The sequence below is a fragment of the Flavobacterium terrisoli genome (assembly GCF_030167905.1).
Classification (GTDB): Bacteria; Bacteroidota; Bacteroidia; order Flavobacteriales; family Flavobacteriaceae; genus Flavobacterium; species Flavobacterium terrisoli.
This window is the reverse complement of sequence record NZ_JARGNA010000001.1, coordinates 260,214-273,402: the sequence shown is the minus strand read 5'-3', so window position 1 is coordinate 273,402 and position 13,189 is coordinate 260,214. Positions and strand designations below refer to the sequence as shown.

Genomic DNA, 13,189 nt, shown 5'->3' with positions numbered 1-13,189 from the left:
AAATTCATCAATTCCTGCCTAATTAAATTTTATCTTTGCAAAAAAAATAGAGTCATGTCAAGACCAGTTAGAGTTCGTTTTGCTCCAAGTCCAACCGGACCATTGCACATTGGTGGCGTTAGAACAGCCTTATTTAATTACCTGTTTGCCAAAAAACATAACGGTGTTTTCTATTTGAGAATTGAAGATACCGATCAAAACCGTTTTGTTCCCGGAGCGGAACAATACATCTTTGAAGCTTTGGAATGGTTAGGCATTGCGCCAAGCGAAACCGTTGGGAAGAATGAAAAATTTGGCCCATACCGTCAAAGCGAAAGAAAGCATTTGTACAAACAATACGCAGACCAATTGGTGAATTCAGGTTGGGCTTACTATGCATTTGATACTGCTGAAGCTTTGGATGCACACAGAAAGCAACACGAAGAACAAGGGAAAACCTTTATCTACAATTGGCACAATCGTGAAAAACTGGATACTTCCTTAGTTATATCGGCAGCAGAAACTGAAAAAAGAATTACTAACGGAGAAGCTTTTGTGATTCGTTTTAAAACGCCGGTAAATGAGACTTTGCATTTGCACGACATCATTCGTGGTGATATCAATTTTGAAACCAATTTGTTAGACGATAAAGTTTTGTTCAAGTCTGATGGTATGCCGACTTATCATTTGGCCAATATTGTGGATGATCATTTAATGGAAACTTCTCACGTGATTCGCGGTGAAGAATGGTTGCCATCGATGCCGTTGCACAGTTTATTATACAAAGCTTTTGGTTGGGAAGCGCCGGAATTTGCGCATTTGCCATTGATTCTAAAACCAATCGGAAACGGAAAATTATCCAAACGCGATGGTGACAAAATGGGATTCCCGGTATTTCCATTGGAATGGAAAAGCGACGAAGGTGTATCCTCAGGCTATAGAGAAAAAGGATTTTTCCCGGAAGCAGTGGTTAACTTCCTGGCTTTATTGGGCTGGAATGATGGAACAGAACAAGAATTGTTTTCGTTAGAAGAATTGGCCGATAAATTTGATTTGAATAGAGTTCACAAAGCCGGAGCCAAATTTGACCCGGACAAAAACAAATGGTTCAACCACCAATATTTGCAAAAACAAAGCGATGAGCGTTTGGCGGAAGCCTTTGCTCCTACTTTAACCGAAAAAGGAATTACAGTTGAAAACGATAAATTAATAAGAATCGTTTCTTCAATAAAAGAACGCGCGAACTTTGTTTCAGAGTTTTGGGATTTGGCCGATTATTTCTTTGTGGCGCCAAAAGTTTACGATGAAAAAGCGGCCAAGAATTGGAAAGAAGACACACCGGATTTAATCAAACAATTGATTTCGGTTTTGAATACTATTGAAGATTTCACTTCGGTAAATATCGAAACGATTGTCAAAGACTGGATGACGCAAAATGAAATCGGAATGGGGAAAGTCATGCAGCCGTTTCGTTTGAGTTTGGTTGGTGCCTTGAAAGGACCACATCTTTTTGACATTGTCGAATTGATTGGAAAAGAAGAAACCATCAAGCGATTGGAAAAAGCGATTGCTACATTATAAAAAGAAAAGCCCCTAATTAGGGGCTTTTCTTTTAATTGTCTATCTTTTTGGAGATCGATTTAAAATCCCCGGCTTTAATGTTATAAGACATTCCTGTATTGGCATTGTAGATAATATCTCCGGACTTGGAGTTGATTACAGAAATCAATTTGACGCCGTTCACCTGAACATAATTCAGGAAATAAATCTCCTGACCATCCGTCATCAATTCGTTTAATTTTTCTTCCGTAACAATTTCATATGGGAACTTGTAATCTTTCAACAGTTCTTCTTCTTCTCTTTTTTCGCCTTCTGTTCTTGAGAAAGCATTGTACTTTATGGCTACTGTTTCCGGAATGTAGAGCTTCTGGGTTTGCAGTGCTTTTATTTTTTCCTTATCAAAAAAATCAAAAAAACAATTGGCATAAGCTTTGGCTTTCAGCTTGTCGTTGATGATTTTTAAATAGGTTCTCAAATAGCCTAAATCATAATTCAAAAACAGCCTTGGATTAACATTGGATACTGTTTTTTGGCGTTGTTCAATGCTAGGTGTAAAGAAAATGGTCGCCAATTTATCGGAATCATAAAAATCTCTTCCGTTTTTGTCTGTTTTTTTTAATTGATATACTTTCAAATCCATGGTGTTGAAAAGATAATCAACTCTTGCTCCGCTTTGGGTGGTTTTGGTATATTTAGTCGAGGTTAACTTAAAGAAATTATAATCTCTGTCATATTTTGCCATTCTTTCCTGCTCTGGTGTTTCATCGAAAGTGGTTGTCCATATAATTTCATACGGCGTTATATCCCAAACTTCTGAAATTACTGATGCGTATTCTTTTGGGGAAAATGTTGGTGGCAAAACAAAAAGTGTTTTTTTGGATTTCAACAATTCTATTTTCTCTGCCTTATTTTGGTTTGCAGCCTGACTCATCAGTTTATATTCTCCAACAATAATTTGGGAATAAGCTGAAGCTGATAGTAATAAAAACAATAATGCTTTTTTCATTGGTAGATTGAATTTTATAGGTTGATAATGATTTGTCCGTTAATGGTTCCGAGATTCCCTTTGAATTTGTCTCCGTTATTCAACGGTCTTAAACTATCTTCTTTGTTGAGTTTATTCAGGAAATTGGTAAAACCATATTCATAAAAAATCACCGCTCGAATGACTTTGTTTCCGGCAGAACAGCCCAGGTAAAAATTACCGCTTACCGGAGAAACATCTATAATATCGTCAGCGCTCAATAAAGTTCCTTTGATTATTTTGTCTTCATCAGAACTTTCAACTTTTAGTTTCCCGTTGATTTGAAGTACCGGACCAAAGTCTAAAGAAACATGATCTTCAACCACATTATAGCTCATCAATAGCCTAATCTGAACTCCTGAAAAATTGTATTTTATTTTTTGGTCAAAAGTAGATTCCAATGAAAAATTGTTGCTGAAGAACTGCATGCCGTAAATCATGCTCCAGTTGTTGTAATAATTTCCACGAACAGAAAGTCCGCCGGCAAATCCCGTTTCGGGATTGACTTTAAAATTATCCGTAAATAAATTGGTTTGTGAAATACCAAATGAAAGCCCGATGCGGTTTCCATCTCTTCGGCCATACTGTGCCGCGCCAATTGTTGTAACAAACAACAAAAGGATAATAAGATTTTTGTTCATGAAATGATGACAGTTTATTTTGTAACAAACATACATATATTTCGTATAAAGACTGTACTAACAATTTAATTTAAACATCATGCCAATCTTTTTTATCTTTTTATTTATCGGTTTAGTTCTTTTATTCTCTTCTTTTTTTACCGTCAAACAACAAACGGCTGTCGTTATTGAACGTTTCGGTAAGTTTTTAAACATTCGAAATTCAGGTTTACAACTTAAAGTTCCCATCATTGACCGTATTGCCGGTAAGGTGAATTTAAGAATCCAGCAATTGGATGTTATCATTGAAACACAAACCAAGGATAATGTGTTTATCAAAATGAAAGTTTCTGTTCAGTTTAAAGTAATCCAGGAACATGTTTACGAAGCTTTCTATAAGTTAGAATATCCACACGACCAGATTACTGCTTATGTATTTGACGTAGTTCGTGCCGAAGTACCAAAATTAATCCTGGATGATGTTTTCGTTAGAAAAGACGATATCGCTATCGCTGTAAAACGCGAATTGAACGAAGCGATGATGGCCTATGGTTATGATATCATCAATACTTTGGTAACTGATATCGACCCGGATATCCAGGTAAAAAATGCGATGAACCGTATCAATGCTGCCGAAAGAGAAAAAACAGCGGCAATGTTTGAATCAGACGCACAAAGAATCAGAATTGTAGCCAAAGCCAAAGCAGAAGCAGAAAGCAAAAAATTACAAGGACAAGGTATTGCTGACCAACGTAGGGAAATTGCTAAAGGTTTGGTAGAAAGTGTGGATGTTTTAAACAAAGTTGGAATCAATTCTCAGGAAGCTTCTGCCTTAATTGTAATCACACAACACTATGATACGCTTCAGGCGATTGGTGCCGATACCAATTCGAATTTGATCCTGTTGCCTAATTCACCACAAGCAGCAAGTGATATGCTGAATAATATGGTGACTAGTTTTACTGCTTCAAGCATTATGGGCGAGCAAATGAAAAATCAACCTAAAAGAGCTAAGAAATCAGGAGATCATACCGCGTTGGATTACAATCCGTCAGACACTTCAGGTCCTGAAGAACCGACAAAATAATCACATGAATACAATAAAAAAGAGGCTTAATCGCCTCTTTTTTTATTTAAAAACCAATTGATGACATAAGGTATCAGTATCTTTAAAATCATTCCGGGAATACCCGAAAAAACTTTTTTGTAAATGTTGTAAAACTCTTCCAAAGGCTTTGACGGAAGAATGCTTTCTTTGGTTTTATCAAAACTCAAAACCATTTTCTGATAATTAATTTCCTTTTCCAGTTTCAGGATTTCCAAATCGTAATCGATTTCGGCGTAGGATGAATACTTTTTAGAGCCCATAATTTATTCGTCAAAAAATATTTCAGAGAATTTCTCCAGGATTGGTCCTTCCACTATCTTGTCTTTTACTAAAAATAAAAGCAAGGCTAAAACCAAATAAATTCCTGCCACAGTCAAAAACCCTAATGGATAACTACCAAACAGATTTCCTAAGGATAAGGCGCAGGCTATCGAAACAAAAAGCAACACTATCGTCAGGCAAAGTGCAATCAGTATAAACTTTACCATCAAAGTCGTTGACTTCATAGCAACCTTAAAACCCCAAAGTTTATAGTAAGCTATGCTGCTTTCCATATAAGCTTTAGCATTCTCCTGAATATCGTCTACGTTTTCTTTTATTTCTTCAAAGGCCATTATTTCTGCAATTTGGCGTTTTGCTTTTTAAGCTCGGCTAATTTCTCTTCTAAAAAAGAAATGGCTTCCTCAGCTTTGTAACTCGATTTCGAAAGTAAATTTTCCACTGTGTCTTTTAACTCATCTTTCGACTGTGAAAATTTTTCTTTGCCTTCTTCTTTCACTGAATTGAATTTGGATTCAACTTCATTTTTTAAGTCATCCAAACTGCCTTTGATTTTTTCTCTTGTTTTCGAACCTTTATCCGGAGCAAATAAAATTCCGATTCCAACTCCGATTGCAGCGCCGGCCAAAAGTGCCAAAACACCATTACTATTGTTACTTGACATAATTTTGATTTTTTAATTTTATGAAAGTTACGAAAATTTTCCGTTTGGGCTGTTAAGATGTCGTTAAACAGTCAAAACTTCATTTAAAGCGAAATAATCGTCGTTTGCTTATTGACCTATCATTTGACCTGTTGAAATTTTAAAAATGCAATAAAAACGATTTATGAAAGCCTATTTTTATTGCTTAAAATTATATGATTTTAAATTTCTATAGCTTTTGTTAATAATAGAAAAAGCCAGCATTTCTGCTGGCTTTTTATTTATAAAATCTATATCGAAAATTATTCTTTGCTTTCCACTTTGGCCCAAGTATCTCTTAAGCCAACCGTTTTGTTGAAAACCAATTTTTCAGCAGAAGAATCTTTGTCGACACAAAAATAACCCAAACGTTGGAATTGGAATTGGTCTAAATTTTTAGCCGATTGCAAACTTGGTTCAACATAACCGGTTATCACTTCCAAAGAATTTGGGTTGATGAATTCCTTAAAGTCGATTTCTTTGTTTCCATCCGGACTTTCGTGTGAAAACAAACGGTCATAAATACGAACTTCTGCTTCAACGGCATGCGCTGTAGAAACCCAGTGAATCGTTCCTTTTACTTTGCGTTGAGACGCTTCAGTTCCGCTTCCGCTACGGGAATCGGTATCATAGGTACAGTGAATTTCGGTAATGTTGCCGTCAGCGTCTTTCACAACGCTTTCGCCTTTAATGATATAAGCATTTTTCAAGCGCACTTCGGTTCCTAAAGTCAGGCGGAAAAACTTCTTATTGGCTTCTTCCTGAAAATCTTCTCTTTCGATATATAATTCCTTAGAAAATGGCACTTTACGATAAGTCATCACTTCTTCTTCCGGATTGTTTTCGGCTTCTAACCATTCTTCCTGACCTTCAGGATAATTGGTAATCACCAACTTCACCGGATTCAAAACCGCCATTACACGATGTGTGGTTTTATTCAATTCTTCACGAACGCAGAACTCCAAAAGCGAAACATCAATCAGGTTTGTACGCTTGGCAATTCCGATAGTTTTAGCAAAATTCCGAATCGCCATAGGCGGATAACCGCGACGACGCATACCCGAAATCGTGCTCATTCTTGGATCATCCCAACCGGTAACGTGTTTTTCTTCTACTAATTGTAAAAGCTTACGCTTAGAAACAACCGTATGAGAAAGGTTTCTTCTAGCGAATTCTCTTTGCTTTGGGCGAACTTTACTTTCATCATAAACTTGGTCTAAAAACCAGTCGTATAATTCACGGTGTGGCAAAAATTCCAGCGTACAAAACGAGTGTGAAATTTGTTCCAAATAATCGCTTTCACCATGTGCCCAATCATACATTGGATAAATACACCAATCATTTCCGGTACGGTGATGATGAGAATGCAGAATACGATACATAATCGGGTCACGCATCAACATATTGTTGTGTGACATATCTATTTTGGCGCGAAGAATGTGCGTTCCGTTTGGAAATTCGCCATTTTTCATGCGTTGTAATAAGTCTAAATTTTCTTCAACTGAACGATCTCTGAAAGGAGAATTGGTTCCAACTTGCGTTGGCGTTCCTTTTTGTTTGGCCATTTCTTCAGACGATTGGCTGTCTACATAGGCTTTACCTTTCTTAACAAACTCAACTGCCCAATCATATAATTGTTGGAAATAATCCGAAGCATAACACTCGGTATCCCATTGATAACCCAACCATTCGATGTCTTTTTTAATCGCGTCAACGTATTCCTGTTCCTCTTTGGCAGGATTAGTATCATCAAAACGCAGGTTTACCGGCGACTGATAATCAATTCCTAAACCAAAATTTAAACAAATAGCACTGGCATGCCCAACGTGCAAATAGCCGTTAGGTTCAGGTGGAAAACGAAAACGCAATTTGTTTTGAGGCAAACCGTTTTTCAAATCTTCTTCTATAATTTGTTCGAGGAAATTAAGGGACTTCTCTTCTGTTGACATTATTTTTGTAATTTTAGCAAAGATATGTTTAATTAGTCAATTTGAAAATTTGAAAATTTGAAATTTGACGTTGAAATCAAAAAATGGGAACAATAAAACTGCAAAATATCAGAACCTTTTCGTTTCACGGCTGCCTGGAAGAAGAAGGAAGAATTGGTTCGGATTACCGTGTCGATTTGGAAATCAAGACCGATTTGAGGAAATCTTCGGTGACTGATGAGCTGAAAGATACGGTTGATTATGTGCTTTTGAATAAGATTGTAGAAGAAGAAATGGCGATTCGTTCTAAATTATTAGAACATGTTGCCCATAGAATCATCACCAGAATCTTTGGCGAAATCCCATCCGTTTCCCGAATAGTATTGGCGGTTTCCAAACTCAATCCTCCTATTGGCGGTGATGTTGAAGCGGTTACGATTGAAATGGAAGAATACCGAAGTTAGTTATGAGTTAGCACCCGAGACTGAAAGTCGAACTGAGCTGAGCTAATTATGAGTTATAAGTTTGAAAACAAAACTTTTTACCTTTTGCCTTTTGCCTTTTAACTTTTTTAGTATATTTGCCGTCCAACTGGCATCGTGGCCGAGCGGCTAGGCACCGGTCTGCAAAACCGTATACTCCGGTTCGAATCCGGACGATGCCTCTGAATTAAGCTCTCTTTTTGAGAGCTTTTTTTATGGGCTAATTTTTAGAAAAAATTAATTAAATACAATGCAAAACCGACTACTCGGTTCTCCCGAAACTTCGGGACAGACGATTCCTCAAAAGAGTTACTAGAAATAGTAGCTCTTTTTTTTAATTTTAAATTTTTAGGAAAAATTAATTAAAGATATGTTCGAATCCGGACGGTGCTGGTAATAAAGTCCCTTGAAACTTATTTATTTTAATTACAAATTTTAAGAAACTAATAAATTTGTACAACAAGTGGAGTTGTCAAAAAACACATCGCTCCTTTCAGTCTGGGATCATAGACATTCATTTTGATATCAAATAAAGCCAATTGATCTCCTTGAGATGTTTTACGTAGAATTTTTTGATAAGTACCTTCATCTATTTTGTCTCCTTCAATTTGTATCGATTCTAATCCGGGTATTTTTAAATCAAATCTAGTTACCTTGTTTAAAAAATTTAGATTTTTATCTACAAAACGAACGGTGACATGAGCATTTTTGAGTTGCTCTTTTTTCATTTTAACCACACCAGACCTTCCATTTATTGCATTGATAAAACCACTCGTATTTCTCACTTTAAAATATGTCTCTCAGATTTTTTTAAGTTATTCTTTAAAACAATATCAATAAAAATAGTAGCTTCAAAACCAGCTCCAGGATTCAGCTTATAAATATTTTTATCTTTTTTTGTGATAAAATCTCCAGATACTTTAAAGGATTTTGAATTTGGTACATCAATAAATAATTCGTTACTAATTCCTCTATAAATAACCTTTAGATCCTTTGGGGTTACCATGTCGTTTTCTGTATGACGCACAACAGAAAGTGTATCATTTTGCCCATAAAATGAAATAGATAAGAAAGAAAAGATAACTAAAAATAAGGCTTTCATATACATCAGTATATTTCAATAACAACCGGTCCCACATTACATATTGGTCCCGAAGTAGAATTCTTATTGGTCTTAATATCAAAAAAGGTGATTTTATCTCCTTTGGATGCTGTTCTTAGAATCTTTTGATAAGTCCTGTCGTCTATTTTATTCCCAACAATCTTCACGGCTTGAATGCCTGGTACTTTTATGATAAAACCTATAACTTTTGTATCAGACAGGTTTTTATCTTCAAAACGATAAGCAATAACAGCATCTTTAAGCTGCTCCTTTTTCATTTTGATAATGTTAGAAGCATCCATGCCGTTTACAGTTACGACAAAATTGATTTTGTCATTCTGTCCATAAAAAGAAATAGAAAAAAATAACACAAACAGGAAAATAACTTTTTTCATAAGAAGGAGTTTATTCTTTTTCTTCCAACTTTTCAATGGCAGAATTCACCATTTTTTGTTCTTTGGGGAACCAGGCCTGAGACAATAAAACCACACCGCAAATAATCAAAACAACGCTAATGAATTTCTTGATTAAAAGGATGTTTTTTGGGTTGAGTTTATTTCTTAACTGTTTGGCTAAAAGTATTTTAAACATATCGGTTATAAAATACACTACGATTAAAGTCGTAAAAAAAGTGATCATTCTCGACGCTTTCAATTCGAGCTGCGGTCCGATGGTAATTAGGATAGCCAACCAAAAACCAAGCACACCAATATTGATAAAGTTGAGGAAAAACCCTTTGATAAAAAGCGAAAGATAATTGGTTTTTGCCAATACTTTTGGGTCAATTTCATCAAGGCTTTTTCTGGATTCTTTTTTGTTTTTTACAAAGGAAATAATACCATAAGTAAGCATCACCAATCCGCCGAAAATAAACAATGCCGGATCATTTTTGATACTTTGGATCAATCGGTAACTACTAAAAAAAGCAATAAGGATAAATACAATATCTGCCAGAACCACGCCCAAATCGAAAACGATAGCAGCTCTGAATCCTTTGACAACACTGGTTTCCAGTAAAACAAAAAACACCGGTCCAATCATAAAACTCAGAATGAAACCAAGCGGAATGGCAGATAAAATATCGTTAAGAAAAATCATTGTTTGAATTTTGACAATGCAAGTTAGAATTAAATTTTAACAATTTAAAACTATTTCTATTTTGCTTCCGTAATGTTTCCTCCGGCTACAACTTTCTGATTGATTTGCTTTGGTTTCCCATGGATAGTGATATCACCACCGGCACGAACTTTAGCATCAACAAGAGTTATGGCATTTACATCTGCTTCACCACCGGCATTTGCGGTTACTGTGGTTATGTTGGTTTTTACATTTTTCCCTTCATAAATACCACCAGAATTCACGATAACATCTTGAACATCGGCACTTCCCTGAAGATTAATTGTTGATCCATTACCTGATCTTACATTCAACTTTTCAACGTCTAATGTTAGTCTTACTTGTGATCCTTCTTTGGCATTTACCTCAAAAGCGACAGCTTTTAATTCTTCGCCACAAGCAATTCGTGAACCTTCATTGGCTTCAACCGCTGTTAAATTGGTAAAATAAACGGTTACCGAAATATGATCTCCACCCAATAATTTTTCTAATGGCATTCTGATTTTTAACTCGCCGCTTTTATTGACTAATTCTACATCATTGGCTTCTTTTCCTTCAATAATCACTTTGTTTTCATTTCCTTTTATCAACACCACATCTATCTGGTCAAAAGAAGTGACTTTAGTAAAATCGCCCACATTTTTTTCTACTTGTCCGAAAGCTATCGAACTGAATACTAATAAACTATAAACTAACTTTTTCATTTTTTAAAATAATTTTATTTAATATTAAGTACTATTTATTCATTTCTCCTGAGGAAATGTAAATCTAATTGTTTTTTGACTAAATCAGCATTTTTTACCTTCACGTAAACTTCGTCACCTAGTTGCAAAATGCTATTGGTGGCCTGACCAATCAAAGCATATTGTTTTTCATCAAAAGTATAATAATCTTCTTTAATTTCGCGTATTCTCACCATTCCTTCACATTTGTTTTCGATGATTTCCACATAAATTCCCCATTCGGTAACGCCTGAAATCACACCTAAAAACTCCTGATCTTTGTGATCCTGCATGTATTTTACCTGCATGTATTTTACGGAATCTCTTTCTGCTTGTGCAGCCAAACCTTCCATATCACTGGAATGCGCACATTTTTCTTCGTAATCTTCCTGGTTCACGCTTTTTCCTCCATCGAGATAATATTGCAACAATCGGTGTGCCATAACATCCGGATAGCGGCGAATTGGCGAAGTAAAATGACTGTAAAAATCAAATGCCAAACCATAATGTCCAATATTTTCAGTAGAATATTTGGCTTTGCTCATACTTCGAATCGTTAAAGTATCCACTAAATTCTGTTCTTTTTTACCATTGACTTCATTCAATAAATTATTCAACGATTTTGAAATATCTTGTTTGGATTTCATATTGATAGAATAACCAAATTTTGAAATCACCGTTTGAAGGTTAATCAACTTGTCTTCATTGGGTTCATCGTGAATACGGTATACAAAAGTTTTCTTTTGTTTCCCAATGAATTCAGCCACTTTTCTGTTGGCCAACAGCATGAATTCTTCAATCAAATGATTGGCATCTTTGGAAATTTTAAAGAACACGCCAACCGGTTCTGCATTTTCATCTAAGTTGAATTTTACTTCTACTTTGTCAAACGAAATTGCACCTGCAGTCATTCTTTTTCTTCTCAGAATTTTTGCCAATTCATCTTGCTTTAACGTAGCAAAAACAATATCTGCAGGAACTTTGTATTCTTTTCCGGTTAATGATATTTCAGCCGGAATGATATCACCTTTGGTTTCTATGATTTGTTGCGCTTCTTCATAAGCAAAACGCTGATCGGAGAAAATTATTGTCCTGCCAAACCATTGGTTGACCACTTCCGCTTTTGGTGTTAATTCAAAAATGGCTGAGAATGTATATTTTTCTTCCTGTGGTCTTAACGAACAGGCAAAATTAGACAATACTTCCGGTAACATTGGGACAACTCTGTCAACCAAATACACTGAAGTCGCTCTTCTGTAAGCTTCATCATCCAAGATAGTTCCTTCTTTCAAATAATGTGAAACATCGGCAATATGAACGCCAATTTCGTAGTTTCCGTTGTCTAAAACCTGAAAGGATAAGGCATCATCAAAATCTTTGGCATCTTTCGGATCTATGGTAAAAGTCAAAACCTTACGCATATCACGACGCTTTGCAATTTCTGATTCTGTTATTGAAGTGTCTAATTTATTGGCATACGCTTCCACTTCAATCGGGAAATCATACGGTAAACCATATTCGGCTAAAATCGCATGAATTTCGGTATTGTGTTCTCCTGGTTTTCCCAACACTTTAATTACGGAACCAAAAGGAGAATCGGCTTTTGCTGGCCAATCTTCCAATTTTACTAAAACGACATCACCATGTTCGGCTTCTCCTAATTTATTTTTCGGGATAAAAATATCGGTATACATTTTGGCATTTGCCGTTGTTACAAAGCCAAAATTCTTTTGGATATCAACGACTCCAACGAATTCTTCTTTGTGTCTTTCTAAAATTTCTAGGACTTCCGCTTCGGGTTTTCTCGAACTTCTTCGGTCGTAAACATAAGCTTTGACTTTATCACCATCCAAAGCATGATTCAAATTGACAAAAGGAACAAAGACATCATTTTCTAATTCGTCACTGACAAAATAGGCCGTTTTACGCGAAGTCATATCAATCGTGCCTTCGTAGTATTTTTGACTGGTTGCCTTCACCAAATACTTTCCGGGTTCGGATTCTATAATCAGTTTTTGGGCTGCCAGTATCTTTAAATCTTTGATAATTTCATTTCTGCTTTTGGTATCATCCAGTTCCAGGATAGCAGCTATTTGTTTGTAGTTGAATGGTTTATTGGCATTCTTGGATAATATTTTAAAAATTTTCTCGGAAAATGTTTTAGTATTTTTTCCAAACTTTTTAGGTTTCTTACTCATTGTATCTTTTCAATTAATGCTGAAAATTACGAAATAGTTATAAGTTATGAGTTATAAGTTGGGAGTTTTAATATAAAACTAACATTCACTACCTTTATAAAAACAATCAAAATGACCGAATTTATTACCATTGCTACTTTTAATTTCGCTCATGAAATTGCCGTACTAAAATTGATTTTAGACCAGGAAGGCATTCCATATCTATTCCAAAACGAAAACTTAGTTTCCATAGATCCTTTCGCGAGTTTAGCTTATGGCGGCATCCAACTCAAAATTCATCCCAACGATACGGAAAAGGTTCAAACCATTTTAGACAACCTGAATAACAATTTAAAAATTGTTTAAATAATCAAAGTTGTTAACACATATTAAAAACAACAAAATAGAAT

Annotated in this window: 16 protein-coding genes and 1 tRNA gene; 5 read left to right on the top strand and 12 right to left on the bottom strand. The window is 35.5% G+C overall.

The genetic code is table 11. The features are described from left to right. Nucleotides 1-54 precede the first annotated feature (54 nt). Nucleotides 55-1,560, top strand: a complete 1,506-nt coding sequence (gltX, locus tag P1K33_RS01240; RefSeq protein WP_284651026.1) for a glutamate--tRNA ligase — start codon at nt 55-57, stop codon at nt 1,558-1,560. A 31-nt stretch (nt 1,561-1,591) separates the two neighbouring features. Here gltX and P1K33_RS01235 read toward each other — a convergent pair whose 3' ends face one another. Then, entirely contained in the window at nt 1,592-2,545 is a 954-nt protein-coding gene (locus P1K33_RS01235; RefSeq protein ID WP_284651025.1) for a hypothetical protein, read from the bottom strand. Between the two features lie 14 nt (nt 2,546-2,559). Beyond that, nucleotides 2,560-3,204, bottom strand: coding sequence for an outer membrane beta-barrel protein (locus P1K33_RS01230; protein ID WP_284651024.1), 645 nt, complete (start codon nt 3,202-3,204; stop codon nt 2,560-2,562). A gap of 79 nt (nt 3,205-3,283) precedes the next feature. On the opposite strand from P1K33_RS01230, the gene P1K33_RS01225 reads away from it, so the two are divergent. Next, nucleotides 3,284-4,270, top strand: a complete 987-nt coding sequence (locus tag P1K33_RS01225; protein WP_284651023.1) for an SPFH domain-containing protein — start codon at nt 3,284-3,286, stop codon at nt 4,268-4,270. A gap of 26 nt (nt 4,271-4,296) precedes the next feature. Here the strand turns inward: P1K33_RS01225 and P1K33_RS01220 are convergent, their stop codons facing one another. From P1K33_RS01220 to P1K33_RS01205, 4 genes are all read right to left on the bottom strand, one after another. Beyond that, nucleotides 4,297-4,551, bottom strand: a complete 255-nt coding sequence (locus tag P1K33_RS01220; RefSeq protein WP_284651022.1) for a DUF6327 family protein — start codon at nt 4,549-4,551, stop codon at nt 4,297-4,299. Between the two features lie 3 nt (nt 4,552-4,554). Beyond that, nucleotides 4,555-4,905 carry a competence protein gene (locus tag P1K33_RS01215; RefSeq protein ID WP_284651021.1) on the bottom strand — a complete coding sequence of 117 codons (351 nt, stop codon included), beginning with the start codon at nt 4,903-4,905 and terminating at the stop codon, nt 4,555-4,557. Continuing rightward, the gene (locus P1K33_RS01210; RefSeq protein ID WP_284651020.1) at nt 4,905-5,234 is read right to left on the bottom strand and encodes a YtxH domain-containing protein; all 330 of its coding nucleotides are present in this window, start codon (nt 5,232-5,234) and stop codon (nt 4,905-4,907) included. Before P1K33_RS01210 ends, P1K33_RS01215 begins: the two co-directional genes overlap by 1 nt. 281 nt (nt 5,235-5,515) lie before the next feature. After that, complete coding sequence (locus P1K33_RS01205) at nt 5,516-7,201, bottom strand: glutamine--tRNA ligase/YqeY domain fusion protein (protein WP_284651019.1); 1,686 nt, start codon at nt 7,199-7,201, stop codon at nt 5,516-5,518. 83 nt (nt 7,202-7,284) lie between these two features. Here P1K33_RS01205 and folB point away from each other — a divergent pair, with 83 nt between their 5' ends. After that, nucleotides 7,285-7,644: a dihydroneopterin aldolase gene (gene folB / locus P1K33_RS01200; RefSeq protein ID WP_284651018.1), complete on the top strand. Its 360-nt coding sequence runs from the start codon at nt 7,285-7,287 to the stop codon at nt 7,642-7,644. Nucleotides 7,645-7,773: 129 nt separating this feature from the next. Next, nucleotides 7,774-7,844: transfer RNA gene (locus P1K33_RS01195), tRNA-Cys, on the top strand. Nucleotides 7,845-8,105: 261 nt separating this feature from the next. On the opposite strand, the gene P1K33_RS01190 is transcribed toward P1K33_RS01195, so the two are convergent. Genes P1K33_RS01190 through rnr form a run of 6 tightly spaced genes read right to left on the bottom strand, consistent with a single transcriptional unit; the run spans nt 8,106 to nt 12,800 of the window. After that, nucleotides 8,106-8,447, bottom strand: coding sequence for a GldM family protein (locus P1K33_RS01190; RefSeq protein ID WP_350028969.1), 342 nt, complete (start codon nt 8,445-8,447; stop codon nt 8,106-8,108). Continuing rightward, nucleotides 8,444-8,764 carry a hypothetical protein gene (locus P1K33_RS01185; protein WP_284651016.1) on the bottom strand — a complete coding sequence of 107 codons (321 nt, stop codon included), beginning with the start codon at nt 8,762-8,764 and terminating at the stop codon, nt 8,444-8,446. The genes P1K33_RS01190 and P1K33_RS01185 overlap by 4 nt, the downstream gene beginning before the upstream one ends. A 5-nt stretch (nt 8,765-8,769) precedes the next feature. Further along, nucleotides 8,770-9,159: a hypothetical protein gene (locus tag P1K33_RS01180; RefSeq protein WP_284651015.1), complete on the bottom strand. Its 390-nt coding sequence runs from the start codon at nt 9,157-9,159 to the stop codon at nt 8,770-8,772. Between the two features lie 10 nt (nt 9,160-9,169). Beyond that, nucleotides 9,170-9,862 carry a LysE family translocator gene (locus tag P1K33_RS01175; protein WP_284651014.1) on the bottom strand — a complete coding sequence of 231 codons (693 nt, stop codon included), beginning with the start codon at nt 9,860-9,862 and terminating at the stop codon, nt 9,170-9,172. 56 nt (nt 9,863-9,918) lie between these two features. Continuing rightward, the gene (locus P1K33_RS01170) at nt 9,919-10,584 is read right to left on the bottom strand and encodes a head GIN domain-containing protein (protein WP_284651013.1); all 666 of its coding nucleotides are present in this window, start codon (nt 10,582-10,584) and stop codon (nt 9,919-9,921) included. A gap of 35 nt (nt 10,585-10,619) precedes the next feature. Further along, nucleotides 10,620-12,800 carry a ribonuclease R gene (gene rnr / locus P1K33_RS01165; RefSeq protein ID WP_284651012.1) on the bottom strand — a complete coding sequence of 727 codons (2,181 nt, stop codon included), beginning with the start codon at nt 12,798-12,800 and terminating at the stop codon, nt 10,620-10,622. 111 nt (nt 12,801-12,911) lie between these two features. On the opposite strand from rnr, the gene P1K33_RS01160 reads away from it, so the two are divergent. After that, entirely contained in the window at nt 12,912-13,145 is a 234-nt protein-coding gene (locus tag P1K33_RS01160; protein ID WP_284651011.1) for a DUF2007 domain-containing protein, read from the top strand. Nucleotides 13,146-13,189 lie beyond the last annotated feature (44 nt).